The organism is Terriglobales bacterium (assembly GCA_035691485.1).
Lineage (GTDB): Bacteria > Acidobacteriota > Terriglobia > Terriglobales > Acidobacteriaceae > JAIQGF01.
The window spans coordinates 1-22,172 of sequence record DASSIZ010000059.1; the positions used below are offsets into that span (position 1 = coordinate 1).

The 22,172-nt window shown below is 61.4% G+C and carries 25 protein-coding genes and 1 tRNA gene; 10 read left to right on the forward strand and 16 right to left on the reverse strand.

Annotated features, from left to right (window positions below; genetic code table 11):
- Positions 1 to 892, forward strand: an 892-nt coding sequence (locus tag VFI82_07305; GenBank protein HET7184476.1) for a hypothetical protein, incomplete at its 5' end; no start/stop codon positions are given.
- 96 nt (positions 893 to 988) lie between these two features.
- On the opposite strand, the gene VFI82_07310 is transcribed toward VFI82_07305, so the two are convergent.
- From VFI82_07310 to VFI82_07345, 8 genes are all read right to left on the reverse strand, one after another.
- A complete protein-coding gene (locus VFI82_07310) occupies positions 989 to 1,423 on the reverse strand; it encodes a (deoxy)nucleoside triphosphate pyrophosphohydrolase (protein HET7184477.1) in 435 nt (144 codons plus the stop codon).
- Entirely contained in the window at positions 1,420 to 1,902 is a 483-nt protein-coding gene (locus VFI82_07315; GenBank protein ID HET7184478.1) for a GAF domain-containing protein, read from the reverse strand. The genes VFI82_07310 and VFI82_07315 overlap by 4 nt, the downstream gene beginning before the upstream one ends.
- Before the next feature lie 33 nt (positions 1,903 to 1,935).
- A complete protein-coding gene (locus tag VFI82_07320; GenBank protein ID HET7184479.1) occupies positions 1,936 to 2,742 on the reverse strand; it encodes an ABC transporter substrate-binding protein in 807 nt (268 codons plus the stop codon).
- Between the two features lie 63 nt (positions 2,743 to 2,805).
- A complete protein-coding gene (locus VFI82_07325) occupies positions 2,806 to 3,984 on the reverse strand; it encodes a radical SAM protein (GenBank protein HET7184480.1) in 1,179 nt (392 codons plus the stop codon).
- Positions 3,985 to 4,014: 30 nt separating this feature from the next.
- On the reverse strand, positions 4,015 to 4,455 hold the full coding sequence (locus VFI82_07330; GenBank protein ID HET7184481.1) for an iron-sulfur cluster assembly scaffold protein: 441 nt from the start codon (positions 4,453 to 4,455) through the stop codon (positions 4,015 to 4,017).
- Between the two features lie 28 nt (positions 4,456 to 4,483).
- A complete protein-coding gene (locus VFI82_07335) occupies positions 4,484 to 5,206 on the reverse strand; it encodes a haloacid dehalogenase-like hydrolase (GenBank protein ID HET7184482.1) in 723 nt (240 codons plus the stop codon).
- Complete coding sequence (locus VFI82_07340) at positions 5,203 to 5,808, reverse strand: nucleotidyltransferase family protein (GenBank protein ID HET7184483.1); 606 nt, start codon at positions 5,806 to 5,808, stop codon at positions 5,203 to 5,205. The genes VFI82_07335 and VFI82_07340 overlap by 4 nt, the downstream gene beginning before the upstream one ends.
- A gap of 135 nt (positions 5,809 to 5,943) precedes the next feature.
- Complete coding sequence (locus tag VFI82_07345; GenBank protein HET7184484.1) at positions 5,944 to 6,684, reverse strand: DUF2071 domain-containing protein; 741 nt, start codon at positions 6,682 to 6,684, stop codon at positions 5,944 to 5,946.
- A 128-nt stretch (positions 6,685 to 6,812) separates the two neighbouring features.
- On the opposite strand from VFI82_07345, the gene VFI82_07350 reads away from it, so the two are divergent.
- Complete coding sequence (locus tag VFI82_07350; GenBank protein ID HET7184485.1) at positions 6,813 to 7,277, forward strand: Rrf2 family transcriptional regulator; 465 nt, start codon at positions 6,813 to 6,815, stop codon at positions 7,275 to 7,277.
- A 51-nt stretch (positions 7,278 to 7,328) separates the two neighbouring features.
- Here the strand turns inward: VFI82_07350 and VFI82_07355 are convergent, their stop codons facing one another.
- On the reverse strand, positions 7,329 to 7,787 hold the full coding sequence (locus VFI82_07355) for a DUF6496 domain-containing protein (protein HET7184486.1): 459 nt from the start codon (positions 7,785 to 7,787) through the stop codon (positions 7,329 to 7,331).
- 193 nt (positions 7,788 to 7,980) lie between these two features.
- The gene (locus VFI82_07360) at positions 7,981 to 9,579 is read right to left on the reverse strand and encodes a UbiD family decarboxylase (GenBank protein ID HET7184487.1); all 1,599 of its coding nucleotides are present in this window, start codon (positions 9,577 to 9,579) and stop codon (positions 7,981 to 7,983) included.
- Between the two features lie 199 nt (positions 9,580 to 9,778).
- Here VFI82_07360 and VFI82_07365 point away from each other — a divergent pair, with 199 nt between their 5' ends.
- On the forward strand, positions 9,779 to 10,585 hold the full coding sequence (locus VFI82_07365; GenBank protein ID HET7184488.1) for a hypothetical protein: 807 nt from the start codon (positions 9,779 to 9,781) through the stop codon (positions 10,583 to 10,585).
- Positions 10,586 to 10,733: 148 nt separating this feature from the next.
- The gene (locus tag VFI82_07370; protein ID HET7184489.1) at positions 10,734 to 11,828 is read left to right on the forward strand and encodes a hypothetical protein; all 1,095 of its coding nucleotides are present in this window, start codon (positions 10,734 to 10,736) and stop codon (positions 11,826 to 11,828) included.
- Between the two features lie 100 nt (positions 11,829 to 11,928).
- Here VFI82_07370 and VFI82_07375 read toward each other — a convergent pair whose 3' ends face one another.
- Both VFI82_07375 and VFI82_07380 read right to left on the reverse strand, forming a co-directional pair.
- A complete protein-coding gene (locus tag VFI82_07375) occupies positions 11,929 to 12,093 on the reverse strand; it encodes a hypothetical protein (protein ID HET7184490.1) in 165 nt (54 codons plus the stop codon).
- Positions 12,094 to 12,454: 361 nt separating this feature from the next.
- Positions 12,455 to 13,048, reverse strand: a complete 594-nt coding sequence (locus tag VFI82_07380; protein ID HET7184491.1) for a hypothetical protein — start codon at positions 13,046 to 13,048, stop codon at positions 12,455 to 12,457.
- A gap of 321 nt (positions 13,049 to 13,369) precedes the next feature.
- On the opposite strand from VFI82_07380, the gene VFI82_07385 reads away from it, so the two are divergent.
- From VFI82_07385 to VFI82_07395, 3 genes are read left to right on the forward strand one after another with little or no spacing between them, the layout of a single operon-like run.
- On the forward strand, positions 13,370 to 13,966 hold the full coding sequence (locus tag VFI82_07385) for a hypothetical protein (protein ID HET7184492.1): 597 nt from the start codon (positions 13,370 to 13,372) through the stop codon (positions 13,964 to 13,966).
- Positions 13,963 to 15,336, forward strand: a complete 1,374-nt coding sequence (locus VFI82_07390; GenBank protein ID HET7184493.1) for a hypothetical protein — start codon at positions 13,963 to 13,965, stop codon at positions 15,334 to 15,336. The genes VFI82_07385 and VFI82_07390 overlap by 4 nt, the downstream gene beginning before the upstream one ends.
- 11 nt (positions 15,337 to 15,347) lie before the next feature.
- Positions 15,348 to 17,843 (forward strand): Ig domain-containing protein, encoded by a 2,496-nt coding sequence (locus VFI82_07395; protein ID HET7184494.1) that lies wholly within the window; start codon positions 15,348 to 15,350, stop codon positions 17,841 to 17,843.
- A gap of 63 nt (positions 17,844 to 17,906) precedes the next feature.
- Here the strand turns inward: VFI82_07395 and VFI82_07400 are convergent.
- The 4 genes from VFI82_07400 to VFI82_07415 form a co-directional block, all read right to left on the reverse strand.
- Positions 17,907 to 17,980 (reverse strand) — tRNA-Gly (locus VFI82_07400).
- Positions 17,981 to 18,204: 224 nt separating this feature from the next.
- Positions 18,205 to 18,357: a lmo0937 family membrane protein gene (locus VFI82_07405; GenBank protein ID HET7184495.1), complete on the reverse strand. Its 153-nt coding sequence runs from the start codon at positions 18,355 to 18,357 to the stop codon at positions 18,205 to 18,207.
- A gap of 266 nt (positions 18,358 to 18,623) precedes the next feature.
- Positions 18,624 to 19,055 carry a hypothetical protein gene (locus VFI82_07410; protein ID HET7184496.1) on the reverse strand — a complete coding sequence of 144 codons (432 nt, stop codon included), beginning with the start codon at positions 19,053 to 19,055 and terminating at the stop codon, positions 18,624 to 18,626.
- Between the two features lie 243 nt (positions 19,056 to 19,298).
- A complete protein-coding gene (locus tag VFI82_07415) occupies positions 19,299 to 19,532 on the reverse strand; it encodes a hypothetical protein (GenBank protein ID HET7184497.1) in 234 nt (77 codons plus the stop codon).
- Between the two features lie 155 nt (positions 19,533 to 19,687).
- On the opposite strand from VFI82_07415, the gene VFI82_07420 reads away from it, so the two are divergent.
- The 3 genes from VFI82_07420 (at position 19,688) to VFI82_07430 (ending at position 22,139) form a co-directional block, all read left to right on the forward strand.
- On the forward strand, positions 19,688 to 20,866 hold the full coding sequence (locus tag VFI82_07420) for a hypothetical protein (GenBank protein ID HET7184498.1): 1,179 nt from the start codon (positions 19,688 to 19,690) through the stop codon (positions 20,864 to 20,866).
- Positions 20,867 to 20,953: 87 nt separating this feature from the next.
- On the forward strand, positions 20,954 to 21,277 hold the full coding sequence (locus tag VFI82_07425) for a PspC domain-containing protein (GenBank protein ID HET7184499.1): 324 nt from the start codon (positions 20,954 to 20,956) through the stop codon (positions 21,275 to 21,277).
- A gap of 22 nt (positions 21,278 to 21,299) precedes the next feature.
- A complete protein-coding gene (locus tag VFI82_07430) occupies positions 21,300 to 22,139 on the forward strand; it encodes an alpha/beta fold hydrolase (protein ID HET7184500.1) in 840 nt (279 codons plus the stop codon).
- Positions 22,140 to 22,172 lie beyond the last annotated feature (33 nt).

Below are 22,172 nucleotides of genomic sequence, written 5' to 3' on the forward strand. Positions count from 1 at the left end.
CGGAACGCTGTCGTATACCTGGGCCCACAACATCGACAACGCCAGCGAAGTGTTCAGCACGACCGCGGCCGGCTTGTTGTCGGCTCCACAGAATCCGTTTGACGTCTCACGTGGGGAGCGCGCCAACAGCAACTACGACTATCGCCACACCGTCGGTCTTACGATGGTGTATGAAATGCCGTTCTTCAGGGGCGAGCATGGATTCCTGGGCAAAATTCTGGGCGGTTGGCAGCCGGACCTGTCCTATCGGTACTCGACCGGCCAGCCGTACAACGAACTGGAAACCCAAGCAATCGCTTTTGGAAACGCAAACACGACCCCGACGGGCGGCGTAGCACAGCTGCCCAGCCTGTGCGATCCTTCAGGCTACTTCAGCACCAGCACCGATGCCTGCCGGCCGATCCTGTCGAATCCGGCGGCACCGTTGAACACCGTGGGCGTCTACTACACGCCTGTCGGTGGAGCTACCGCGCTGTTCAACGCATCGTCGTGCAGCACCACCAGTGGAGTTTGCACGAGCCCGGTGAGCAACTCCAGTGTGCACTGGATCGTCAACAATTCCCTGGCGGCGAAGGTGTTAGGCACCCCGTTCGGGGGGATGGCACGGAATTCGCTGAATGGCCAGCCGATCCACGCCATGAACTTCGCAATGTCGAAGAACACCAAGATCAACGAGCGGATGTCTTTTCAATTGCGAGCCACGGCGTTTAACGTCATGAACCATCAGTACCTGGGCATCCCGGGCAACTCGCTGGCCAGCATCACGGGTCTCACTTCCACCCCCACCCTGGGATCGACGGTGCGCAACACCAACGGGAATGGCGTTGCAGCTTCAATCGAAAACGGTCTCAGCCGTCGACGGTTGGAGATCGGGGGCAAGTTTATCTTCTAGAGAACATCTTCTGGAAGGTTGTAGTTACAACTTAGGCCGGCCGCGAGGCTGGCCTTTTTTCTGTCTTTCATTGCGTGTCAAACCGATTGCAGAATGCTAGAGAATTGCGCCTGCGGCGATTTCCTGCACCAGCCCGGCGTCGGCTTCCAGGAAATCGTAGTCGGGAAGTTCCTGGCGGGAGACCCAGCGCACGTCCTTGAAGATGCGATTCTCGATTTCGCCGTCATATTCCTGCACCAGGAAAAAGCGCAGCTCGACGGTCCCGCCTCGCGAGTAGGTGTGCTGAATGCGGCGGACCTCGTCACCGATGCGGGCATCGATACCGAGTTCTTCTTCCAGTTCGCGGCGCAGCGCGTCCCGCGGTTGCTCTCCCGGCTCGATCTTGCCGCCGGGGAACTCCCATTTCAAAGGAAAGGGTTGATGGCGTGTGCGCTGGCAGACGAGAATTTTGTCGTGCTGCAGGATGAAGGCGGCGGCAACGCGTTTGATCGGACTGCCGCGACCCGTGTGGCCGGTGACGGTGCGACTCATCCGTGGGTCTCAAGCGCGCGTCCGACCAGCGCGGCGCAATGCTCCACGAGCTTGCGATCGTCGGCGTTGAAGGCGGCGGGGAAGTGGCTGTCAATGTCGATCTCGCCCACCACTTGACCACGCACGAATATGGGCGCGACGATCTCCGACTTGGTTTCGAGCGAGCAGGCGAGATAGCGGGGATCGCTGTTGACATCGTCCACCACCACCGTCTTGCCGGTGGAGGCGGCGGCGCCGCAGATGCCCTGGTTGAGTTGAATGCGGGTGTGCGGCGTCATGCTGCCGACGAAGCGCCCCAGTTGCAACACGCGCTCGCCACCATCTTCATGGATCATGTAGAAGCCGACCCAGTTGTACTTGAGCATGCGCTGGTGCAGCCGCTCGCAGATGGATTTCATGAGCGCGTCTGCGCTGGGTGCCGAGCGTGCCGCCTCATCCACTTCCCGCACCACGTCAGTCGGTTTGGCGGTAGGACTCATACCGTTATTAAAGCGGAAAGCAGTGGCTAGTGGCTAGTAGTTAGTGGCTAGGGGCCGAATCCCATCGGCGTTTGAAAACAATCTTGGATTGATGGCATGCGCCAGCGCGCGCAGGCCGCCGACCAGGGTGGGCGCGGGAGTATTGAGCAGTTCGTCGCGGATGCAGAACACGCGTCCATGGCGGACGGCGGGCAGCTCCTGCCAATGACGTTCGCGTACGATTTTTTCCAGCGGGACACGGTCGCCGGCGCCGCACCAGGCGGCGACGATCACATCGGGCTGCGCTTCCGCGACCTGCTGCGGAGTTGTCTGCTTGCCGGGTGCGCCAATGAACTCGCCCCCGGCGGCCTGCACCAGTTCCGCCACCCAGGGCTGCGAGTGGATCAACGGCTTGCCCCATTCTTCACAATAGACTCGCAGACGCGTTCCGCTTGCCTGCGAGGCAATGGCCGAGATGTCGGCCTGCATCCTGGCGATGACCTCCGCGCCACGCTCGGGCGCGCCGAGTATGCCGGCAATGGCGCCAATGTCGCCGTAGATATCGACCAGGGTGCGGGGCGCGAACCCTAGAAAGCGCACACCCGCTTTCAGGATTTCGATGACGGCTTTTTCCTGGTAGGGAACGGATGCGATCACCAGATCCGGCTTGGCGGCCAGGATCTCGGCCGACTGCGCGGTCCAGGAATCGGCCACGATGATGCGGCCGGTTGCGGCGTCGGGGCAGACATCGGCGCAGTAGCGGGTGCAGGCGACAACCCGGTCGAGAAGACCCAAGCAGTCGATGATCACCGTCGCGCTGGGTTGGAGCGAGACGATGCGGCATGGCGTATGCGAAGTCATGGATCATTGAGTAGCTCGCAAATGGTAGCCGGGCAGACTGACGCTCGAGCTGCCAGCGACCAGCTACGAGCTGCCAACGGACAGCGGTGCATCGCTCACCAGGAACTGTTCCATTTCCGCGACCTCGGTTTGCGGCAGCCGTTCCCAGCGCGATTTCAAGTACGCCCACGGAATATGGAACAACAATACCTGGGGGCTGAATTTCGACGAGGAATGAATCCAGCAGGAATGAGTGCACCAGCACTTGGCGCCAGGAATTGCTTTGACCTCTTCCTGCATCTGCGATGAGCCCAGCGCGGCGGATAAGTTGAAATCGAAATCCTGCAGGCGGCCGAGCTTGGGACGCAGCTCGCAGGCGCGGAAGTGGCCGTCGTGGTCGATCACGACGGTGCTCTGGCCGGCAGTGCAGGCCATGGGCCAAGCCTTGTTGCTGTAATGGTTTTGCTGGTGAATGTCGAAGTGAAACTTTATGTTTCCCAGGTAGTAGGCCCGGGCCAGCGCGCGCGGCACCGCGGGCAGGTGCGCGAACAGGCGATCGGCATAGCGTTCATGGAACCACATCAGCTTCCGGTGCAGGGCCACCAGCTGCTCGCGCGGCAGGCGCTTGAGGGAGGCATCCATGGGGTTGCCGCGGATGATCTCGAAGTAATGGCCGTCGCTGTCGCTCTCACGCATCATCTTCAGGCCAAGCTCGACCAGCTCGCGATAATTTTCCGAGGTCACGCAGGTGACCACGTTGCGGCGCAGTCGCCGGACGCCGTGCCATTTTTGCGCCGCGAAGTCCATGGTGGCGAGTGTCTTCTGAAAATTATTGGGCACGCCGCGAATGGCATCGTGGGTGTTGGCGAGGCCATCGAGCGAGAAATTCAGGTCGATCACCAGTTCGGGGCAGCGCTCGAGCAAGGCAGAGATGACGGTATCAACCTTGGCCGGCAGCAGGCCGTTGGTCGGCAGGTTGACGTGCCGCACGCCGTTGTTGACGTAGAACAGCTCGATGATCTCCGCCAGTTCCTTGCGCATGAAAGGCTCGCCGCCGGAAATCCAGAGCTTGTGAAACTTGGGCGCGGTGCGGCTGAGGGTTTCCAACTGCGTGAAGGTCAGATCGCGTCCCTGGTTGAGTTCGTCCCAGTAAAAGCAAGTGCGGCAAAGCGAGTTGCAGGTCGAGGTGACAAAGAGAAACACCGATTCCAACCCGGCGGGACGGAATACGGTCTTGGCGTAATGAAAGTAGGAGAACCCCACGGAAGCATTATAGGGGCTAGGGGCCAGGAGTCACTGCCGGCCCGGAATCTGGCTCAGGGCTTTTCCCAACACGTCGATGGCGAGATGGCTGGCGTGCAACGACGCGGTGGGCAGTCCTCCCAGCTTCAGGACCAACTGGATGCGGCGCACGGCGCGCGCCTGGCTCAGCGTGAGGCCGGAAATCATCTCCGTTAATGCCGACCCGCAGGCGATCGCGGGGACGCATCCCTTGGCGCGAAAGCTGGCTCCCACGATGCGAGTTTCTTCTACCCGCAACCACAGCTTCAGCACGTCGCCGCACGCAGGATTTTCCAATTGCGCGACAGCATTGGCATCGGCGAGTTCGCCGACGTTGCGGGGATGCTCGAAGTGGTCCAACACCTGGGGAGAGTACATGGAGGAATTGTAGCTGGTGGCCGGCAGTTCGGCGGCTGGGGCTACCGGGATGGTCGTCTCAGTCGGCGGAATCAATTCCGCCGCAACACTCTTCTCGCGCCCGTCAGCTGCCCGGGTGATAGACGGTCCAGCCGCGCCGGCGTGCCTCTTGTTCCAGCTCAGGATTGGGATTCACGGCGAAGGCATGGTGTCCTAACTCCAGCATGGCAAGATCGTGCAGGGAATTGCCGAAGACGGCATCGGGCGTGCGCGGCAGCAGTTCGTGGATGGCGGAGGCTTTCAGCTCGTCAGTGGGAACACGGACCAGGCGGCCGGTGCAACTGCCGTTTTCATTATCGACGCAGGCGGCGATGACGCGCTCGAAGGGAATTCCAAAGAGCTCCGCTCCCGGCCGGATTACCCAGTCGGCGGTGGAAGAGATGGCCCACAGCTGGCAGCCGGATTTGCTCAGGCGTCGCGTGAGCTCCAGCATTTCAGGAAAGATCCCCGGCGCGATGTGGGTGGGGAAAAACTCGTTTGCGGCGCGGTCCAGCACTGCACAGGCAACGCCCTGGTTGATGGTGACCATCTCGCCGCACATCTGTTCTTCGCCGACGCGACCGGCCAGGTAGTCGTCGTAGCGCGCCCGCGCCCATTGACGGACGGCGGCATCCACCAGCCCGCGATCCATCTCCCAGTAAAAGAACAATTCGCCGGAATTGTCGCGCCAGAGGGTGCCATCGCAGTCGAAGACAGCGATTTGCGGCTCCAACCGAAGCACGGACGCAATGAACTCCTCGGCGCAGGCCGGCAGGGAAGCTGGCTGACTGGATTTTGGAGTGCTCATCCGCTGGTGATCCGCCGGTAGTCGTCAGGAGTATCGACATTCAAGACTACCAGAGGATCGTCGACGGGTACGTATTCGATGTGCTGCTGGTGGGCGTGCTCGACCTCGCGCGCGGTCGCCGTCTGCGGCGCGGAGAGAAATGCGTGGATCATCTCGCGTCCGACGATGAAAGGATGTCCATTACGGTCGCCATGGCGCGGAACCACCGCCCAGACGCCATCGCCGACGCGATCTCGAAATCGTTGCTTCAAGGTTGCGACGGTTGCCGGGGCTGCGGGCGGGCGATCGACCAGGGCGACGATCGCCGCATCGCGACCGTAGTTGAGTACGGCCTGCAATCCCAGGCGAAGAGAGCTGAACTGGCCGCGCTCCGGTTCGCGATTAACAACCAGGTACGCTCCCGCGGCATCCACCAGCGGCTCGAGTTGAGGCGCGTTCTTTCCGGCGACCACGATGACCATCTCGGTGACCGGTGAAAGCACATCCATCGCGCCGCCCAGGAAGGTGGAGCCGCGCCACGGCAGCAGCGCCTTGTCGCGTCCCATCCGGGTGGACTCACCCGCAGCGAGGATTACTGCACAGAAACTGGGCGAACGAGCCATAGAGCATTTGTAATTTTTGAACCGGCAATTTGCAAAGTAAATCGGCGCGGGGCTTCAGCACGAATCCCCCTCGATCAGGGCATCGCGTCAACCATTTTCATGGTTGGCCGAAGGGGACGATCCCGATGCAGACAGTTACTTCAGCCTCTCCGGCGCCCACACCAGCACTTCCAGGGCGCGGGCGAAGTGCAGAAGCGGAGTGCTGTCCGGCAGTCTTATTCCTGCCGCCGCGGCCATCGTGTTGCGGGAAATTTCCGCCTCGGCGCCCTGTAAAGGCCATGGCAGATGGTGAATCTGGGCTCGATACATTCGTCCGGCTTCCACCGCATACAGGCAATAGCGCTCGCTGAGGAAATGCTCCAGCGTTCCCGGCATCGAGGTGCGCGGCGGCGATACCGGGCGATAGTGGGCCTGGAACTCCGCAACGTTCCCTAAGTGCGAGCGCCGGCATTGGTAGCGCACCGCATCGCCGTCGTGCTCAATCTTCATGCGCGCATAAAAGTAGGGAAGAGCGTAGATGGTCCGAGCCCCGAATACCGCCATGACGGATCCGGCATCGAGGCTGAAGAAGTAGACGCCCGGCTTGCCGTCGAGGGTTACATAAGTGCGCACGTTGAGTTCGGGGAAAGAAAGGCCGCCGAAGCTGAGGCCTGGGGGACGCAGGCCGGACAGATGAAACGGTGTCACCGCCACCCAGCAGCGGCCCTCGAAGATATCGAGCGCAAGTTCGCCCGGAACCAGCGGACGCAGCGCTTCCGGCGGCAACGCCCAATGCGCGAACAACAGCCAATTCCATTGCTGGCGCATGATCCACGGCCGCCGGGGCAGCGGCCACGGCCGGTGCCCATGGTGGAGCAGGATTTCTTGCGCGGTCACATCTGTTGGATGTACCGGGTGGCCCGGCGCTTCCGGAATCGACGGTTGTCACTTCCGACCGTGACAGCGGTCACATCGCGACCGTACGCGGGAGCGTAGAAGAGGACATTGACATCAAGAGGTCGACAATGCTTTCAGCGACTTCCGAGTATGCACTGCGCGCCCTGGCGCAACTGGCGCAGCTCTCGCGCGGTGATGCCCTCCTGGGCCGCGAGTTGGCAAAATCCGCGGGAGTGCCCCAGCACTACCTGGCGAAGATCATGCTTTCCCTGCGCAATGCCGGGCTGGTGCTGGCAACGCGGGGCGCTGGAGGCGGATACATGCTGCTCCGCCCCGCCGACGCCATCCACCTGATCGACGTGGTAAGCCTGTTCGAAGGTCCGTCCCAGTGGCCGCAATGCCTCCTTCGCGGCGATCACAAGTGCCGTGACGACAATTCCTGCGCAGCGCACGCGCACTGGGCAAAGGTTCGCGACGGCTACCTTGAATTCCTGGAACACACCACGCTGTACGACCTGACCCACGCCACGGCGCACGCTTCGCAGGTCACGCGCGCGTCGCGCGGCCGGCGAGGCATGGTTGCGAACTGCTGAGGGGCAGCCTTCACCAACGTCGCCCCGCGACAGGAGCCGCAGAACCGCCGATTATGCCGCTTTCCTCTCCCGTTGACGGGTGCGTGCCGCCTTTTTTGCGGAACGGCTGCGCGAAGCTGCCGAGCGCTTGTTGGCGGCGGACTTGGCTTGCCGGCTGAGGTTTTTCCGCGAAGCAGCCGAATGTCCTTCGCGCTTTAGGGCGCCTTCCGTCGCCCGCGACCGTTTGCGCGACACCGTTTTCCGCCCGCTCTGGCCCTTGCGATAGGCGCTCTCCGCCGACTTGCGCGTTTTCTCGCTTGCCTGGCCTGATTGCGGCGGCTTCAGGTCCACGCCCGCGCGCCGCGCCTTGGAGAGCCCAATCGCGATTGCCTGCTTGGTGTTGCGCGCGCCGTGCTTGCCGCTACGGACGTGCTCCATCTCCTCGCGCACGAACTCGCCTGCCTGCGTGCTGGGCGACTTGCCCTCGCGCTTGTCCTCTTCCGCCCGATCTAACGTTGTCTTCCACGGCATAGTGGTTCCCCCAAAATGTTTTAGTAACAACGATGCTGATGAGGGGAGAATTGGATGCAGGGAAGTGCGGAACAGCTCTCGAACGAAGGGTCCAGAATGATGGAAGGAATAATGCAGAATGAAGAATGCAGAATGCCGGCGCAAAAAGGACCGGATTCTGAATTCTTCATTCTGCGCGTTCTGCATTCGTCATTCAGTCGATCCCCAGGCTCTTCCACATGCGATCCACTTTTTCCTTGGTGGCGGCGTCCATCGTGATCTCATCCGGCCATGGCCGGGCAAAGCCCTCACTGGGCCACTTGCGGGTGGCATCGACGCCCATCTTGGAGCCGAAGTCGGGCAGCCGCGAGGCGTGGTCCAGGGAATCGACCGGCCCCAGGGTGAACTGGATGTCGCGTTCGGGATCGATATTGTTGAAGGCGCGCAGCACGACCTCGCGCAAGTCCTGCACATCGCAATCTTCATCGACCACGACAATGCACTTGGTGAACATTGCCTGTCCCAGCGACCAGATCGCGTTCATGACCTTGCGCGCCTGCCCAGGATAGGACTTGCGGATGGAAACGATCATTAAGTTGTGAAACACGCCTTCAATCGGCAGGTTCACGTCCACCAGCTCTGGAATGGTGAGCTTCATCAGCGGCAAGAAGATACGCTCCACCGCTTTGCCCATCCAGGCGTCCTCCATGGGAGGCTTGCCGACGATTGTGGTTGCATAGATCGGGTCTTTGCGATGGGTGACGCAGGTAACGTGGAAGACGGGGTAGGAATCCTCGAGCGAGTAGAACCCGGTGTGATCTCCAAAGGGCCCCTCGGTCCGCAGCTCGTCCAGGTTGACGTAGCCTTCGAGAACAATTTCGGCGGTGGCCGGCACTTCCAGGTCAACCGTTTCGCATTTCACCAGCTCCACTGGCTTCTGCCGCAGGAAACCGGCGATCATAAATTCCTCGACGTCGGGGGGTGCCGGCACAATCGCGGCAAAGGTGAGGGTGGGATCGGTGCCGATTGCCACCGCGACATCCATCCTGCCCTTGGGCCTCTCGCCCTCGGGCACGCGCGCACCGCCGGAGGTCCTGGCCATGATGTCGACCGCGCTGGCGGGGTCGTTCTCGGCCGTGCTCGAGGGCGAGCGCGCTCCACCAGCAGCCGCGGCTCGCAGCGCTTCACGATAGTGTTCGGCCCCGACCTTCTGGCGCTGCCAGTGCATGCCCGTGGTGCGCTCGTCGTACACCTGCATGCGATACATGCCGACGTTGCGTTTTCCGGTGCGGGGATCACGGCTGATGACGCAGGGCAGGGTAATGAAGCGGCCGGCGTCTTTCGGCCAACATTGCGGGATGGGAAAATCCAGCAGGGAAAACTTGTCTTTCTTGACCACGTCCTTGCAGGGGCCGGTGGGCACGGTCTTGGGAAAGAACTTGCCCAGATCGGCGAGCATGGGCAGCATTTTGATTTTGTCGAGCAGCCCCTGCGGCGACTTGACGTCCATGAACATGCGCAGCCGCTCGGCAATTTCATCGAGCGATTCCACGCCCAGCGCCAGGTTCATCCGTCGCGCCGACCCGAACTGGTTGATCAGCACCTTCGCGCCGGGATGGCCTTTCACATTCTCAAACAGAAGCGCCGGCCCGCCCGCCTTCGACGCGGAGCGCCCGGCGCCGGACGCGCTCTTGCTGACGCGGTCGGTTATCTCGGTAATCTCCAGCACCGGGTCCACGGCAGCGCGCACCCGTTTCAATTCTCCGGCGCGTTCCAGTGCCGCAATCCAGTCGCGCAAATCGTGATAGGCCATGGGTGTCCTTGTGCGACCGACGATTATAGAGGCAAGCCGCCGGTTTCGCCGCGCCGTTCCGCGACGTGTCTGCCGGGCCACAGCCGTGTCAGGGCGCACACGCTCACGCCGCGGGCGAAGCCGGCAACCGTCGGAAAATCAACGCGGAAGCGGTTGGCGCCAGCCTTGCACTCCCAGCAGCGGCCACAAGGAGGCCGTTATGAACAGCACCCGCATCGCACCCGCAACCTGCACCATGATTTTGCTCGGTATTCTCGTGCCCGTGATGACCACGGTCGCGTGCTCAAAGCAACCGGTCAGAACCGCATCGGCGCCTGCCGCACCCATCGTGCGTCCGGCGGTGCTTCAAACCAGCGAGCCGGTCGTGCCGCAACCGGCTGCGGTGGTGGTCGCCAAGAAGACAACCGTGAAGCCATCTGCGTTCAAGCTGTTGTTGTACAAGAGCCGCGACTACGGCGTGTCGTTCGAGTACCCGTGGCAGTACTCGTTCATGAATGCAAAAGCCCTGGCCACCGGTGATCCATCGCAGCGCCCCGCATCGGATGGGCACGACGGCCAGATCACGCTGGCGCGGGTCGAAATCCCGAAGGGATTTTATGCCGACACCGACTACCAGAGCGGGTATTTCACTCTCAGCCTGAACCAAAACCTGACGGAGGATCAATGCTACGCGGTGCTCAGTCCGGGCAAGGATGGCAAGGTCGAAACCGATACCATCAACGACGTGGACTTCCGCTGGATGGAAACCGATAGCGGCGGCCATGGTCAAGCCAGCAAGCTGCGGCAGTACGTGGCCTTCGCCAACAGCGCCTGCTATGAACTGGAGCTCGGGGTGAAGAGCAGCAATGAGAACGGATTGTCGAGGGAAGTCAATCCCGACCAGGTCCTCCGCCGGCTGGTCGCGATGGCGAAAACGGTCAAGATCGTTCAAGCGACCGAAACCAAGCCCACTCAGGCAGTGGCGCAAACTTCGGCGGAAGCTCCGGCGGAGACGCCGAAGAACTGAATCGTCTGTCCTGGGCTCGCGAAGGCCGGCGCGGGCCCAGGCATTTTGAAACTCCACCCCCTGGCTGCCCAACCTCAGCGCCTGCAGCTCACATCCAACTCATATAGAATGGCCGCCGGCCATCAAGCCATTGTTTCCCGAGGCCCTAGTGTCTTCCCATGTTCTGGATCGCGATTACGTTCACGTTCTCTCGCTTCTAACCCTTGGCCGCCATCCGCAGCCCTCAACCACAATCGACCCGGTGGCGTTTGTTGCCGGCCTGAATGCCGCGCAACGCGATGAGCTGCTGCAGACGGCGCAGTCGCATCACGTGGTGGTCCGCGCTTTTGCCCGCCTGCAACAGGACGCCGCCCTGGCCGCGCAGCCCGACGTCGTCACCTGGGCCGGCGAGGTGACCACGCGTGAGCGCGAGCGCATCGACCACGCGCTGCCGTTTCTCGATAGCGTTTGCCAGCAGCTGAATACCGGCGGCTGCGCTACCACGGTGATCAAATCGCTGGACCACTGGCCCGATCTCGGCAGCGATCTCGACCTGTACACCACCGCATCCGAGCACAATGTTGTCCGCATCATGCGCTCGAAACTTAAAGCGCAGGTTGAGCCGCGAAGCTGGGGCGACCGGCTGGCGCAAAAATGGAATTTCACCGTGCCCGGACTGCCCGAGTCGGTGGAGATCCACTGCCGGCGCCTGGGGCAGACGGGCGAGCACACGGCGCTGGCCGAACGCTTTGTTTCGCGACGCGTGTATCGCACCGTGTCGGGGCAGACATTTCCGGTGCCGGCGCCGGAGGAGCGCATTATCGTCGCCACGCTGCAGCGCATGTACCGGCATTTTTATTTCCGGCTCTCCGACATTCTGAACACGGCGGCGCTGCTGGACGCGGCTTCGGTGAATTTTGATGAACTGCGGACCGCCGCCGAGCTGGGCGGCATCTGGTCCGGAGTGGCGACCTATCTTCGCCTGGTTTGTGATTATGCCGGTAGGTACCGCGGAGTGGCGCTCGAATTGCCGCGCTCGGTGCGCGACGCGGCGCTGTTCGGCGGCAACGCGCTGTTCGTGCGCGATTGCTTTATCCGGCTGCCCGTGATCCCTCACGGCGCCAAGCTGTACACGCGGCAGGTGACCCGCACCGCACTGCGCGGCGACGTTCCCGCGACCTTACGCCTGTCGCTGCTGCCGCCGCTCGCTTCCGTGGCCGCATTGGCGTTCAAAATCACCGGCAGCGACAAGGGCATCTGGTAGCGGGAAAAGCCGGGCCTTTGCCCGGCTTCTGTCGCCTGGAGCGGGGTACAGGAACGTTAGAGGTAAGTTAAAGGTAGGGACCGTACTGCGGAACAGCGTTTCAGCGCACCGCCAAAGTCAGAGCAACACAGACTCCAATCAGCAGGACCGCTCCAAGCGCCAGCCCTTTCCATGCCCAGCCTGGCGCGCGCTTGTTTTCGACAGGAACCCAGACCCATTCTGCGTTTTCAGCTTCCCAATCGTCGTACTCGTATTCGGCGTTCATGAGCGTGTCTCCGCCCTCGACTCAAAAGACCACTGCTAGGAAATCAAGGGGGAGGTCCGCAAACCAACTTGCGAGATGATGTTGCAACTACCGGAAGATGTAAATTCCCCGAAAGCAATAGTCAAAAGGGTGAGCCGTGGGGACGAGGAGAAAATCCCGCAGTTGCAGGCAAGAGGAACGCAGTTACGTTTCGGAGTACAGTGACGACCCCGGAACCTGACGCCTCGCTAAATCAGTGGCTAGTGGTGAGTGGCCAGTGGCAATCTCCGATAACTCGCCACCAGGAACGAGCCAACCAGCTACATGGTGTTGGAGGCCGTAGCGACGACACGGCTTAGCGGGCGCAGGGCGGAGAAATTCTTCACACATATCCGGCGGGCCTGACGTCAGTCTTCCAATATTCGTAGCGTTGCTTGCTTACCGGACATTCCATCTTCTGCGGCCAGATATCCCACACCACGGTGTCATCGGGGATCAGGTGAAAGGCGTGCGTCTTGCGACATTCAGAATCCTTGCAGAAATACCCGACGCGCTTTGCTTTTTCCGGCAACACGGCTTGCAGAGTAGCAGAGCGGCCTGGCTGGTCTGCCATGACCGTGTTGGCGCCAACCCTCAAGTCGAGGCGGGTAGCGACAGGAGGAACCGTGCCGGTACAGCGCTGTCCTGGCAGGGGCGTACCCCAGATGCGGCGACTGGGTTCCAAACTCAGCAAGCCAACTTCATTCTGGGCAAAGCCGCCGACCCAAACCACGCGAAACGGCGATCTTCTTCCACGGTATTCCACGATGACGACGGCGGCGGGGTAGAGCAAAGGCGGCACCTGCGAAATACGGGCTCCGCGCACACTGACGTCATGCGTGAACGCGGTTTGCGCAAACCGGTTGCCGCGTTCATCAGTTCCCGCAACCTTGATTCGCAAGCGAACCAAATGGCGAGGCTCTGCACGGCTGGACATCGAGATAACCTCACTGTCAACTGACTCAGGTACCAGCTTGAATCTGGGTTGCCCTATGATGACGCGACCAAGGTTCCGGGGACAATAGCCCAGCGCTCCGGGGACAATAACCGAGGTGCCAGGGTCAACTTGCACCTTGGTGTTAGTCATCGTGCTGCCGCCGGTGGGTATTGAATCTGGAGCGGGGGACCGTCCCATAGCCTGGGTTGATGCGCCGCAGCGGAGTAAATTCCCGATTTGGAACAGGCTTCTCAAGTTTTCCCGAATTGGCCGCAGTGACGGCGGACGGCAATGCTAACGTGTTTTTAGGGTTGATTGTCGATGAGGCTTCGCAGGATAGAAATTGTCTTTGTCCTTGTCTTGGTGGCCACCGCACTCGTCTCGGCACAGACCGTGTCCACTGCCCACCGCCGTACGCTAGACGAGTTGACCGACGAAGCGGCGTTCATTGTTCATGGCTATGTCGTTGGCGTCCGGGTCGAGCCCCATCCCCAGCTTCACAACCTGCAGACGGTTGTGGTCTCGATGCAGATCGACGACGTCCTGAAGGGCGATGTTCCGCGCGAGTTCGCTTTCCGTCAGTTCATCTGGGATGTCCGCTCCATCCATGACGGTGGGGGATACAGAAAACGCCAGGAGCTCATGTTGTTCTTGAGGCCCCCGTCGCGCTACGGGCTCACCAGTCCCGCCGGCCTGCAACAGGGCCGGTTCGTGATTCAACGCGATTCCGCCGGGAACGTGACTGCCGTGAACGCAGACAACAACATCGGCCTGTTCAAAACGTTGCCCAAAGCTGCGCAACGACGCGGTGCAGCGCTTCCCGCGGCAGCGCTGGCGCTGGCCAACAAAGCTGCCGGCCCGGTCCCGCTCACCGATCTGAAGCAGGCGGTGCGCGCCTTGTCGCGGAGGTCGCAATGAACCTCCGACAGCTGTACTGCTTTTTATCACTGTTGATTCTGGTTTCCCAGGCCTCTGCCGGTGGGCCCCTCGCGGTTGGGGGACCGAAATTCGGAACTGACGGCAAGCCGTTTACCTGGGATGTCGCAGCGATGCCGATCCAGTACCGGGTGGACACGGGCCCTCTCGCGAAGCTTTTTGGAGGTGCGGTCACCATCGACAACACCGCCGGCTTGGCCCGCGTGCAGAGCATGTTCGCTATCTGGCAGAACGTGCCGACCACGTCGATCCAGTTTCAGTACGCGGGCCCCATTCTGGCGACCGGAAGTTTCCGCGGCGGCGACGTCGTGACCACCGACGACTTCAATTCCGTCTACGGCGACTGCAAGGCGGGGACGCAGAACCCGATTGTTTTCGACGCCGACGGCAGCATCGTCCGCGACTTGGGCCTGCCGCCCGACATTATCGGGTTCGCGGCGCCTTGCAAGCTCGACAGCGCCACCGGCCATATCGCGTCCGGCTTCGCGCTCCTGAACGGAGAATTCCAGGATGGTGTCAGCCAGGGCACGAATTACGAACTAACATCCCACCAGTTCGACGAGGCGATCACGCACGAGCTGGGCCATTTCGCGGGGCTAGATCACTCCCAGATTAACGCCTCCGTTCTCGACACGCAGCTCCCCTGTTCGACCGACGGACTCGCCGGATTGCCTCTCATGTTCCCCGTCGCCTACTGTCAGGCGCGCACCGATGCTGGACTGCCAATTTTGTCTCCGGATGATCAGGCGTGGATATCGAAGCTCTATCCCAACGGCAGCTTTGCCAGTTCATACGGAACCATCAGCGGTATCGTGTATTTCAGCGATGGCAAAACAGCCGCACAAGGCGTAAACGTCATCGCCCGCCGCATCGATGATCCGAACACGCCTGCCAACGAATCGCTTCGCATCGCCGTGTCGGTTGTCAGCGGGTTCCTGTTCACCGGCAACCCCGGCCAACCGATTACCGGCGACAACAGCGATGGCGACCGTAACGGCTCGCGCAACCCGCAACTGGTCGGGTATTTCGAGATTCCCGTGCCGCCCGGAACCTACACCGTGGAAGTTGAGTCGGTCCGACCCACCTTCCAGTCGGGATCGCGGGTTGGTCCGCTTGATCCGCCCATCGGCAGCCCGGGCCCGCCTGAATTCTGGAACGTATCAGAATCGGCGTTCGATCTTCCGGCCGGCTTCGACACCATCACCGTCGTCGCGGGACAAAACGTCGCCAACACGAACTTTATTCTGAACGGGACGCCCGCGCGCTTCGACCAGTTCGAGGACGGTGCCGTTTCCTGGTTGTGGCAAACCACCGATCCGCTGAGGATGCCGCGGAAAGAGGTGCGGGTGTGAAGGCCGGGGCGGTGCCTGTCCTAATAACCGGCGCATTGCTCCTGACCGTCGCATGTGGCGGTGGTAGCGGCACATCCGGTTCTTCGTCTGGTTCCAGCGCCCCGCCGACATCCCTGGGTGTCTCGGGAACGGGCGGTGCGCTGAGCATTACCACCACCTCCCTCCCGGATGGACTCACGGGGAAGTCGTATTCGGCGAGCATAGCCGTAAACGGTGGCAACGGGCGACTTACGTGGTCGCTCTCTCCGGGATCGTTTTTCCCCGGCGGATTGTCTCTGGATGCGAACACCGGCAGCATTACAGGCACAGTGAGTAGTGCCGTGTTCGGCGACGTCACATTCAAAGTCACCGACTCCGCCAGCCCGCAGCAGGTCGCGATGAAGACGATCCGCATGACCTTCCGCTGGGCGTTGTCGATCACCACCATTCCAATTCCCGTGCCGGGCGGACATACCGGCGTGCCGTACAAAGCCGCGTTTTATGCCGGCGGCGCCAACGGAAATATGACGTGGTCCGTGGCCAACGGGCAGGTGCCGCCCGGCTTATCGCTGACGAACGTGACATCATCGGAAGCGGACTTGGTCGGCATGCCCACGCAAACGGGAATTTACGCGTTCACGGTACAAACGGTAGATAGTTCCATCCCGCCGCAGACCGCCACCAGCAATGTTTCCATCACGGTGGACGACAAATTGGCAGTCGCTACTGGGCAGCTCCACACCGCTTACGCTTACGAGCCGTATAGCCAGACCGTCAGTGCTGCGAACGGCACGCCCCCGTACCACTGGTCTTTTGGGGCGTACTTTCCGGCTGGACTGTCCATCGACGCGACTACAGGTCTGATCAGCGGCACTCCCGGTCAGGGGAACTACACGCTTTCCGTCGTCGTGACAGACTCGTCTTCTCCCGCGCAGGCGGCGCAGCAGTCTTACTCCATGCTGATCCTGCCGCGCTTGCACATCGATTCGTCCACTCTTCCCGACGCTCACTTGAGCCAGCCGTACTCTTCCTACGTGCCGTATACGGGCGGTACCGGCAACCTGGCCTGGTTCGTGGTATCGGGCAGCTTGCCACCCGGCCTTAGTTTGCAGCCGCAGTATGGAACGGTGTCGGGCACGCCTACCCAACTGGGCGCATACACGTTCACCGTCCAAGTGCAGGATTCCAGCACGCCGCCGCAAACCGTGCAGGGGCAGATGACGGTGAACGTCAGGGCCGCCACGCTCACTTTGCAGCCGTCACTGCCGCAGCGCATCCCAGTGAACGTGTCTTTCGACGGGGTCGCGGCCGTGTCCGGCGGGACGGCGCCGTTCACCTGGACCCTGAACGGCGGGGCGCTTCCGACCGGGCTAAACTTGGTCGGCTCAACCGGCGAGATCAGCGGCACGCCGACAACAACCGGCGCATACACGTTCACGCTGAACGCCAGCGATTCCTCCTCGCCGCGACAGGTCGCGTCATCCACCTACACGATGACCGTCGGGCAAGCCTTGGGACGCAATGATGCGATCTCTCACGCTACTACGCTGACCAACGGTTCTTTTGCGGCTTCGATCAGCCCCCTGTTCGATCCGCCCACGGCTAGCAGCTTGTCGGCGGACTCGGATTACTACCGCATTACGTCGGTAGGCGGCGCAACCGTTAAGGTCACCGTCACCGCCGCGTCGCTCGGCGGCTTCAACTCGGGCGCACTTGATCCTGTGCTCGAGTTTGTCGATGCCAATGGCGTGCGCCTCAGTGCCTGCCGCCTTCCGGGCAACACCACGACGAATTTCAACTCATCGTGCATCGATGATGACATCTCTCCGGGAGTCAATCAGAACTCGCAGCTTGAGTACCTGGTCCCGCGAACGTCTGATACAAAGGTTGATATCTTCGCCCACGTGTTCGATTGGCGCGGCGACGCCCGTCCCGACATGTCCTATTCCATCAACGTGAGCGGCGCATTCCTGCCGATACAGTTTCAAAACCTCGCGTCGCTTCCTGACTTCGCCGCAAACACGAGCATTTACTACAGCATTCGCGCCACGGGCGGGACCGGCACGCTCACCGGCTCCATCACTTCTGGACAGCTTCCGCCCGGTTTGCTTTTCCAGAGCCTCTCCGGCAATCCGTGGACCGGCCTCATCAACGGCGGAACCACCGTCGCGGGTGACTACTCGTTTAGTATCCAGGTCTCCGACCAGGCTTCACCGCAACAGGTGGTTTCGCAGCAATTCACCTGGCACGTCGTTCCGCCGCTGCAGCTCACGGCGGTGCCTCCCCAGACCCTCACGGTCGGTCAGACCACCACCTACCAGGCGACAGCCACCGGCGGAATGCTCCCGTACTACTGGAGTGTTTACCAATGGTCTGGAGTAACAATCGACAGGAACACGGGGTTAATGACCTTCCAACCCAGTGCTGCCGGGCAGTTCACCTATGATCTGTGGCTAGTTGGAAGCGGCACCATCGACGGCGGCACGCAGTGGATGCACCAGACATATTCGGTTACGGTAAATCCCTAACGCACCGGCCTGGCAGCTAATGCCAGTCTTGATTGGACGGCCGCAGCGAAAGTGCTTTTAATCTGGAGCGGGGTACGGGAGTTGAACCCGTTTCACAGGCTTGGGAAGCCTGGGCACGACCGATATACCAACCCCGCTCGGACACGATGATCGATCGCCGGTGTAGTTTACCAAAGCGAAGCTGCGCGCCCAAGAGCTCAGGCCAAGGGCTCAAGCGGCGAAGCGGGCTTCCCGGCGCGCCAGGACGTCCCAAAAACGATTGAAGCCCTACCCGGAGTCTGACCGAAGGTGCGATTCAAGCAAAACAAATCCCGTGCCGCTGCTTGTTGGAAGCGACACGGGGCGGGCTTTGCGCCCGGCGTCAGAGTACGGTTCTGCGCCCGGTAGCTAGTTGCACGACCAGCGCAATGATGGCCGCCACGAATAGCAGCCACACCAGGCTGCCGATCTGATATACGCCAACCAATCCGAGCAGCCATGCGATCAGCAGGATCACGAAAATTGTCCAAAGCAATGTAGCACCTCCAACCCCAACAGGGTTCTCCCGGATATTGGGGCAAACGTCGTGCCAGAAGCCCGGTCTACTTCCCGCGCTTAACGTGGGAGTTAGCAGTGTGGCTGCTGTCCGGGGTTGCTGCAATGAGCATCCGGGGTATCACATTTGCCCTGGTAAGTGCGCGGGCAGGGTAGCCGGCCAATTCTGGTTGGTGGCCGCGCCTCAGACGCAAAAAGGGGGCACGGCGAACCGTGCCCCCAGGCAATTCACAGGAGGAGGATGTATTAGCGGCTGTCGGCTTTCTTCAGCAGCATGCCGGCAAGAAAAGCGGCGGCGGCGGCCAGCAGCCACTCGATGCGCCAGATCTGGACAGCCTGCCAGTCCAGCACCGTGGCGGCGGTGAACATGATGCCGGTGGCAATCGCAGCAATGATGCAGCCGATGCCTGCGATAAAAGCAATCAAGGAACCGGTGGTGAGGCCTAGACCCTCGCGGATGCGCGTGAAATCCATGAATTGGCCCCAAGCGCCGGAATTGGCGCCGACCAGCGGCTCACGCTCCGCGCCGCAGACGTGGCAAAAGCGCGACCCCATAATGAACTCGGTACCGCACTGCTCACAGGTAAGCTGTCCCCGCAACGCAGATGGCTCGACCGACCGGGGTTGCGCCGGCGGTTGCCAGTATTCCTGCTGTGCGTTGTGCACTGCTTCTGACATCACACCCTCCATCCCCTTGATAATGCGAGGGCAAGTGAGGCACCAAAGTTGGGATTCAGCAACCCCTTTGTTTATCAATCGGTTATGTCCAGGAGTACAGCGGGAGAGGAGCTCGGCTTAGGGAGAAATTACGCGACGCGGGTAGCCTGTTCCCGAATTGCGGGTTGCTGCTCGACGGCAGCAGCAAAGTTTGCAGTCATCCCGGAACTCGCAACTTCGCGTCGCAAGCTTTACGAGTGTCAGCTAAACGTGACGTTTCGGCATGCGCAGGACCTTAGGGTTGGGGGTGCCGCGGTGCCAGAAACGGATGAGGACAAGATCGGAAGCCTGCAGAATCAGATCGGGAGGGCGGAAGGTGCCGTCGTTGAAGACGTGCTCGTCAAGCAGAATACGCAGCCGGTAGACGGAGATGCCGAGCATGAGCGCGGCTTCGGTTTCGGAATAGGTCTGTTTGAAGGGCTTGTTCGCATTCTGCATAGTTCAGGTGGCGCCTCTCTCGATGAACGTTTGTACCTGCTTTGGTCAGTTCGCCACATCAGGTAAACTGCGGAAAGGCCACCTGTATGAGACCTTATTGGCGCCGTAATGACGCTCATGATCTTCCGGGCACGTTATCCAAGATCGTTATTAGTATGTTAATAACGGCGTGCGCGGCGCAGGCCGGGAATGCGCCTTCCGGCATCTCCAACCTGAAATTCCGGCCCGACGACGCCAATACACGCAGCGGCTTTGAGCACCTCTATAACCTGGAGTATGACGCGGCGGTGCATGAGTTCGAACTCGCCCTCAAGGCCCATCCCGACGACTTCAATTCCGTGAACCACCTGTTGTCCGCTGTGCTGTTTCGCGAGTTGTTCCGGATTGGGGCGCTCGACACCGAGCTGTACTCCAAGAACAGCTTCCTGACCAGCAAGCAGTTTCCCGTCGATGCCAAGCGGCAGGCGGAGATCAAGGGGCTGATCGATCGGGCATTCCAGATCGAAGAGACACGGCTGAAAACCAATGCAAACGATGTAGAAGCTTTGTATGCCCGCGGGGTAACGCGGGCGATGAAGTCAACCTACACCGGGCTGGTGGAAAAGGCGTGGTTCGCGGCGCTGCGCGGCGCGGTCGGCGCCAGGAAGGATCACGAGCGTGTATTGGAGCTGGATCCGAAATTCACCGACGCGAAGATGGTGGTCGGCATTCACAACTACGTAATGGGCAGCATCAATTTCGCGATCAAGGCGGCAGCGTCAATCGTCGGCTTGAGCGGCAGCAAGAAGAAAGGAATCGAATACCTGTACGACGCCGGGGAGGGCGGGGGAGAGACGTCGGTGGACGCCAGGATCGCTCTATCGCTGTTCTTGCGCCGAGAGCAGAGGTATCCGGAGGCGCTGAAGCTTGTAGGCGGCCTGGAAGCGGCGTTTCCACGAAACTTCCTGTTCCGGCTGGAGAACGCCAACCTGATGAACGCAAGCGGGCATGGCGTGGAGGCAGTGGCGGCCTATCGCAAGCTGCTGGACGACAGTAAGGCGCACATGTTTGCCGAGTCGCGAATGGAGATGGCGTACTACCAGATGGGGGAGGCGCTGCGGGGGCAGCACGACTTCAGCGGCGCAGCGGTAGCCTACGACGCGGTGCAGCAGTACAAGGCAGCGGACCCGGATTTGAAGCAACGAGCGGAGCTGGCCGCCGGCGAGATGTACGACGCCTTGCACGATCGCGAGCAGGCGGTACAGCGCTACCAGGCCGCCATTGCGGTGGCGGGAAGCTCGGACCGGGCGGAACTGGCGCGAAAAAGAATCAAGCAGCCGTATCGGGAACAGTAGGAAGGAACTGCACGTCGGGATGCGCGGAACATCCGGCCGCGCGACGACGTATCTAATAGCAGGCCCATGGATGTTGGAGGAAAGAACATGTACTGCAACTACTGCGGCAAAGTGATCCCCGACGATGCCAATGTCTGCTCGTACTGCGGCAAGCTGGTCGCGGGGGTAGTGCTGCGGCGAAAGCTGATGCGTCCGCGGCAGGGAAGGAAGATTGCCGGAGTGTGCGCCGGCTTGGCAGATTATTTCGATCTCGACGTGACGCTGATCCGCCTGGTGTGGCTGGTGGCCGGCATCCTGATGCTGCCGTTCTGGTTGATCGGATACATTGTGGCGTGGATCATCGTGCCGGAGAAGCCGGAAACAGTTACGATTTTGCCGGCTGGATCGTCGGTCGTGCAGCAACAAGGTTGAACGATCGCGAAATTGCCGAAGCGTGCTCAGCATCGGCCTGACCGGCCGCACATCGGAAGCGATATCCATGCGCGTGCGCAGCTCCGACACAGAAATTGTTTATGAAGTAAGGGGCCACGGACCGGACGTGGTCCTGCTGCATCCATTTCCCGCCCATCGAGGGGTGTGGATTCCGGCCGCGAGACGGCTGGAATCGCGCTACCGGCTAATCTTGCCGGACCTGCGCGGGCACGGCGAATCTTCCGCCGGCGAAGGTCCGGCGACGATGGAAAAACATGCCGCCGACATCGCGCGGGTGCTTGACGATGCCGGCATTGGCAAAGCGGTCTTTGCCGGCGAGTCCATCGGCGGTTACATCCTGTTCGAATTCTGGCGGCGATATCGCGAGCGGGTTTCGGCGCTCGTTCTGTGCAACACCAAGGCAGGCGCGGACAATGCGGAAGCGCGCGCTACCAGGCTCCGATCCGCGGAAGATGCGGAAAAGCGGGGCGTCGAGCCGTTCATTGACAGCATGATTCCGAAGCTGCTGGGGGAAAGCACGCGCGCCAATCGTCCCGACCTGGTGGAAACCGCGCGCGCGATGATGATGAAGATGAGCGCGGCGGGAGTGGCGGCGGTGCAGCGCGGGATGGCGGAGCGTCCGGATTCGGTGCCCACGCTGGCAACGATCGATGTTCCCACCCTGCTGGTGACCGGCAATGAAGACTCGCTGACGGGTCCGGTTGAGGCTGAGATGATGCAGCGGCACATTCGCGGAAGCGCGATGAGGGTGATCGCGAAGGCAGGGCATTACGCGGTGTTCGAGCGGCACCAGGAAGCGGCGGAAGTGATGCGGCAATTCCTGGATTCCGTTTCCCGTTAGATCGGCGGATTGCGGGCAACTCTGCCGGCCGGC

Coding starts and splice junctions, on each gene's coding strand:
- VFI82_07310 (HET7184477.1), bottom strand. CDS start 1,423: ATGAGTCGCACCGTCACCGGCCACACGGGTCGCGGCAGTCCGATCAAA.
- VFI82_07315 (HET7184478.1), bottom strand. CDS start 1,902: ATGAGTCCTACCGCCAAACCGACTGACGTGGTGCGGGAAGTGGATGAG.
- VFI82_07320 (HET7184479.1), bottom strand. CDS start 2,742: ATGACTTCGCATACGCCATGCCGCATCGTCTCGCTCCAACCCAGCGCG.
- VFI82_07335 (HET7184482.1), bottom strand. CDS start 5,206: ATGAGCACTCCAAAATCCAGTCAGCCAGCTTCCCTGCCGGCCTGCGCC.
- VFI82_07340 (HET7184483.1), bottom strand. CDS start 5,808: ATGGCTCGTTCGCCCAGTTTCTGTGCAGTAATCCTCGCTGCGGGTGAG.
- VFI82_07350 (HET7184485.1), top strand. CDS start 6,813: ATGCTTTCAGCGACTTCCGAGTATGCACTGCGCGCCCTGGCGCAACTG.
- VFI82_07355 (HET7184486.1), bottom strand. CDS start 7,787: ATGCCGTGGAAGACAACGTTAGATCGGGCGGAAGAGGACAAGCGCGAG.
- VFI82_07360 (HET7184487.1), bottom strand. CDS start 9,579: ATGGCCTATCACGATTTGCGCGACTGGATTGCGGCACTGGAACGCGCC.
- VFI82_07365 (HET7184488.1), top strand. CDS start 9,779: ATGAACAGCACCCGCATCGCACCCGCAACCTGCACCATGATTTTGCTC.
- VFI82_07375 (HET7184490.1), bottom strand. CDS start 12,093: ATGAACGCCGAATACGAGTACGACGATTGGGAAGCTGAAAACGCAGAA.
- VFI82_07380 (HET7184491.1), bottom strand. CDS start 13,048: ATGTCCAGCCGTGCAGAGCCTCGCCATTTGGTTCGCTTGCGAATCAAG.
- VFI82_07385 (HET7184492.1), top strand. CDS start 13,370: ATGAGGCTTCGCAGGATAGAAATTGTCTTTGTCCTTGTCTTGGTGGCC.
- VFI82_07390 (HET7184493.1), top strand. CDS start 13,963: ATGAACCTCCGACAGCTGTACTGCTTTTTATCACTGTTGATTCTGGTT.
- VFI82_07410 (HET7184496.1), bottom strand. CDS start 19,055: ATGTCAGAAGCAGTGCACAACGCACAGCAGGAATACTGGCAACCGCCG.
- VFI82_07415 (HET7184497.1), bottom strand. CDS start 19,532: ATGCAGAATGCGAACAAGCCCTTCAAACAGACCTATTCCGAAACCGAA.
- VFI82_07420 (HET7184498.1), top strand. CDS start 19,688: ATGTTAATAACGGCGTGCGCGGCGCAGGCCGGGAATGCGCCTTCCGGC.
- VFI82_07425 (HET7184499.1), top strand. CDS start 20,954: ATGTACTGCAACTACTGCGGCAAAGTGATCCCCGACGATGCCAATGTC.